Source organism: Methylobacterium sp. J-070 (assembly GCF_022829385.1).
Taxonomy (GTDB): Bacteria; Pseudomonadota; Alphaproteobacteria; order Rhizobiales; family Beijerinckiaceae; genus Methylobacterium.
Map to the genome: position 1 here is coordinate 1 of NZ_JAKSXX010000065.1, position 2,417 is coordinate 2,417.

Annotated in this window: 4 protein-coding genes and 2 pseudogenes; 2 read left to right on the forward strand and 4 right to left on the reverse strand. The window is 63.5% G+C overall.

All coding sequences use genetic code 11. The features are described from left to right. Positions 1 to 477 (forward strand): BLUF domain-containing protein (locus tag MKL01_RS04595; RefSeq protein WP_243904049.1); only part of this gene is annotated, 477 nt, incomplete at its 5' end. A 194-nt stretch (positions 478 to 671) separates the two neighbouring features. Here the strand turns inward: MKL01_RS04595 and MKL01_RS04600 are convergent. The 3 genes and pseudogenes from MKL01_RS04600 to MKL01_RS04610 form a co-directional block, all read right to left on the reverse strand. Continuing rightward, complete coding sequence (locus tag MKL01_RS04600) at positions 672 to 893, reverse strand: hypothetical protein (RefSeq protein WP_243904050.1); 222 nt, start codon at positions 891 to 893, stop codon at positions 672 to 674. A 333-nt stretch (positions 894 to 1,226) separates the two neighbouring features. Beyond that, positions 1,227 to 1,433 carry a hypothetical protein gene (locus tag MKL01_RS36105; protein WP_409566199.1) on the reverse strand — a complete coding sequence of 69 codons (207 nt, stop codon included), beginning with the start codon at positions 1,431 to 1,433 and terminating at the stop codon, positions 1,227 to 1,229. Beyond that, positions 1,418 to 1,597: pseudogene (locus tag MKL01_RS04610) on the reverse strand (transposase); the annotation flags it as partial. The gene MKL01_RS36105 and the pseudogene MKL01_RS04610, both read right to left, overlap by 16 nt. Before the next feature lie 379 nt (positions 1,598 to 1,976). Between MKL01_RS04610 and MKL01_RS04615 the strand changes: the two are divergent. After that, a pseudogene (locus tag MKL01_RS04615) lies at positions 1,977 to 2,246 on the forward strand (hypothetical protein); the annotation flags it as partial. A 32-nt stretch (positions 2,247 to 2,278) separates the two neighbouring features. Here the strand turns inward: MKL01_RS04615 and MKL01_RS04620 are convergent. Beyond that, positions 2,279 to 2,417: DUF1236 domain-containing protein (locus tag MKL01_RS04620; protein WP_243903215.1), on the reverse strand; the 139-nt coding region annotated here is incomplete at its 5' end.

Consider the following 2,417-nt stretch of genomic DNA (forward strand, 5'->3'; position numbering starts at 1 on the left):
CGAGGCTGCATGAACCCGCTGGACAACCTCGACCTGTTTCGACTGGTCTACAGGAGCCGCAGCACGTTCGAAGGAACCGCTGAGGAGGTGCAGCGGGCAATCGACAAGACCCTGACTACATCGCAGAGCAGGAACGCAGAGACCGGCATCACGGGCACGCTCCTGTTCACGCGCCTGTTTTTCGTGCAGGCCCTGGAGGGCCCTGCCGCCGCCGTAGAGGCGATCTTCGACCGGATCTGCTGCGATCTGCGTCATGTCAACGTCGAGGTCGTTGAGTGCGGGCCGGTTCTAGAGCCGATCTTCGGCGAAGATCCGATGAGCTATCTCGTTCCAGATGCGGGCTCCGGAGCACTAGTCGAGCGTGTCGAGCACGATACGGAATTAGCTGATGCTGCCGTCGCTGCGATGAAGCTGATGGTTGCTCTGATCCGAACAGAGCAGTGCAATGGTGGTTCGACGCTGCAATCTGCAGCTTGAGATTATCCGCGCATTCTACCGGCTCGGCGTTCGACATATCGTCCGGCAGTAAACCCTCACCGCATAGCTCGGCCCGCGCCACAACCCGCGAGAATTCTCGTTCGGCCTGATAGGTCGAGGTCGATCGCTGCCCCCCCCCCCGCAGCCCCCCTCTACCCCGAGTATGAGCCCGGCACGGTGCACTCAGAAGATCTTTACGGAGATGGCGGCCTGAGCACCGATGGCTGTGGCCGCGCGTGCACCTCTTCAGCGTAATGCCCGAGCATGACAACGAAGGCGAACATTGTCAGGCACATCAACGCCATCGTTAGTGAGTGCTCGACGCTCGCGGCATATCGTTCAAGGCGCTGAATCAGGTAGCAGCCGCCGGTGACCACTGTGGCCATGATCAACGGCACGATCAGGTCCTCGGGCATCAGAAGCGCCTCACGATCCTACGGTCCACACGGATTCGGGAATCGTGCCGCAACGTAGAGGTCAACCGCTGACCCTCGGCATCTCCTTACTCTCACATGAGCGTGATCCCGGCGTGTCGCCTTTCACAGCGTCGTGACGGGATCACGCGTCTGCCGCTCGCAATGCCGTTCGTGCTGGCGGCTTCGGGACTGCGAGTCGCTCTCGCGAGACTCCTGCTGTCCCCGCTTTTCCCGATTCTGGAACTTGAGTAGGCGTGGCCCACGGGAATTTGCACCCACCCCCTGACCTACTGGAGACCACGTCGCCCGTCGTGCAAGACGTAGCCAAGCCGTCTACTCGGGCGAGACGATGCGCACGATGTTGGTGTCGTTGCGGAAGCCGGTGATCTGGCGCTCCTCGACAGTGAGCAGGCCGAGCTTCCTGGCCTCGCGAATGGCGTTGCGGACCGTGGTCTCAGCCACGCCCGTGACGGCGGCGAGGTTCGGCACCGATAGGCGGCAGTCCTTCCGGCGCATAACCTCGTCTGTGCGACCCGCCACCAAGGACCCAGATCCTCTGGAATGGCCCTCCATTTCGCCCCGTTCTGATGCCGCCAAAGAATGGCCGAGAGCGTGCGTTGCAGGTCTTGCGGTGGCGTCTTGGCCTTCGGACGGCACGCCTCGACCAGCGGCTCCAGCTCAGACCATTGCGCGTCGCTCAGCATCATCCCTCCTGTCTTGGAGAGGGGAAAACGCAAGCCCCGCCAGTCCGTTCAGGCGACGACAGGCCCTAGAGGCGGTGCCGGCTCGATCTACGCGAGTACCCCCGTCGACAAAGGTCTGCCATCCATCAGGGTAGCGATCAGCAGCCAGAGAGCCTGGTGCTCCGGACCGCCACGATCGGCAGCGAGGAAAGCGGACAGGCCGATCTCGGTTACGTGCGCTCCCGAGGCAGCGTTACCATCGAGCCGAACGAAGCTTTGCCCGGTCCCTGGATCGCACAGCAAGCGCCAGCTGTCGCCATTCGGGCTGACGTAGATGTCGCGTCCAGGTTCGGTCGTCACAGCGGCCGCGCCTCTCATCACGTAGCTAGGAGGATACACCATGAAATTCACGACCACCCTCACGTTTCTTGCGATGGTTGGCTTCTCAGCGACCGTTCATGCGCAGGGGTTGGAGCGAGGCGCCCGTGACGGGGCCGCGCGCGGCGAGGAGATGGCTGGTCCGCTCGGGGCCGTCGTCGGCGGCGCGATCGGGGCGGCCGTGGGTACGGCCAACGGCATCCTCGGCGTCGACCGCCGGGAACGCTTCCGCATCTACGCGCTCGGTGAACACCGCCCATCCATTGCGCTCGCTGGCCCAGTACGGGTCGGGGCCCGTCGGATCAGATATGCGGGAATTGGCCATCACTCGATCACCTCCACGATGCGCCGGCTCCCTGGCTCGACGAGCACCGGGTGGCCATTGACGATTGTGTAACTGTACTCCGGCAGCGCGAACTCTCGCGGCACATCGTAGTAGACGACCCCGTCCTCCGGCAGCACG